We start from the raw sequence: 1,870 nt of genomic DNA on the forward strand, positions 1-1,870 counted from the left end.
TTCGGGCATCTGGTCGGGCTGGCCATGCCCGAAGCCTACGGGTTTGCCGGTTTCCGGCAGGAGAACCTGCCCATACTGCCAGCCCAATTCACGCTCATCCCCCGCCAGAAGCGTGAGGGGAAGGAATACAAGGACGACCCCGGCGTAGTGCGCCAGTTGAACATCATCAAAGGACTGTTTGAGGGTGGCGACCGCATCATCGTGGCGACTGATGCCGGACGCGAAGGGGAGCTGATATTCAGATATATCTACCATTATTTAGGCTGCACCAAACCGTTTGTCCGCCTGTGGATAAGCAGCCTGACCGACAAGGCCATCCGCGAAGGGATGGAACGGTTGCTGCCGGGCAGCAATTATGATAATCTCTATCTTTCCGCCAAGGCACGCAGCGAAGCGGACTGGCTCATCGGCATCAACGGCTCGCAGGCGCTCAGCCTTGCCGCCGGGCGGGGCGTGTTCTCGCTCGGACGGGTACAGACACCCACATTGGCCATGATTTGCTCCCGTTATCTGGAGAACAAGTCGTTTGCCCCGAAGAAGTACATGCAGATACGCATCACGGTGGAGAAGGATGGCATTGCGTTCCATGCCACAGCGGAACAGCGTTACGAGGACAAGACCGCCGCAGACAGTGCGTTGGGCGAAATGAAAGCGTGCGGCACGCTCCGCATAACAGCACTTGCCCGGCGGGAGGTCAAAGAAGAACCTCCGCTGCTCTATGACCTGACCGCCCTTCAGCGGGATGCCAACACCCGGCTGGACTTCTCCGCCGACCGCACGCTCTCCCTTGCGCAAAGCCTGTACGAGAAAAAGGTGCTGAGCTATCCGCGTACCGGCAGCCGGTACATTTCCGAAGACGTGTTCGACGAAATCCCCTCGCGCATCGCCCTCTTGCGGCAACATCCGCGTTTCGGGCAGTATGCCGCGTCGCTTTCCGGAGCACCGCTCAACCGCCGCAGCGTGGACGGAGGGAAAGTGACCGACCACCATGCGCTGATTGTAACCGAAAACCTGCCCTCCGGCCTTTCCAAAGACGAACAGGCCATCTACGACATGGTCGCCGCCCGTCTGCTCGAAGCCTTTTCCGCCCCCTGCATCAAGGAGGTGACGGAAATCCATGCGGTGGTGAGCAGGAGCGAAGCGCAGGCCAAAGGCACGGTGGTCAAGTCCGCCGGATGGCGTGCCGTGCGCGGCGAAAAGGAAGAGGACGACGGCGGGGGTATGGCACTCCCAAATCTGGAACAGGACGAGACGCTCCCGGTAAAGGCACTCGAAGCGGTAGAGCGGCAGACCAAACCCAAGCCGCTGCACACCGAAAGCTCGCTGCTCTCGGCGATGGAGCATTGCGGCCGGGAGATTGACGACGAGCAGCTACGGGCGAGCATCCGCGAGACGGGCATCGGAACCCCTGCCACCCGTGCTGCCGTCATCGAAACGCTGTTCGCACGCGGTTATATCCAGAGGGAGAAGAAAAGCCTCGTGCCCACCGACAAAGGCATGGCGGTCTATGAAACGGTGAAGGACAAGAAGATTGCCAACGTGGAAATGACCGCCGCATGGGAGGACACGCTGGCACGCATCGAATCGGGCGAGGCCGATGCTGCCGCCTTCCGGCGCGACATCGAGGCATATACCGCACAGATTGTAACCGAACTGTTGGAAACCAAAGTGTCCGTAGCGCCTTCGGAAAGCGAATACCCGTGTCCCAAATGCCGGAACAGCCGGGTGCTGTTCTTCCCCAAGGTCGTCAAATGCGCCGATGTGGACTGTGGCTTTACCCTCTTCCGTAACAAGGGCGGCAAGGAACTGTCGGACAAACAGCTTGCCGAACTCCTGACCAAAGGCAGAACCGGTGTTATCAAAGGTTTCA

At 59.8% G+C, this 1,870-nt stretch carries 1 protein-coding gene; it reads left to right on the forward strand.

Going from position 1 to position 1,870, the window contains the following annotated elements:
• Nucleotides 1-1,870 (forward strand): type IA DNA topoisomerase (locus M3090_RS15170; RefSeq protein WP_249057670.1); only part of this gene is annotated, 1,870 nt, incomplete at both ends.

Source organism: Bacteroides sp. ET71, assembly GCF_023336905.1.
Classification (GTDB): Bacteria; Bacteroidota; Bacteroidia; order Bacteroidales; family Bacteroidaceae; genus Bacteroides.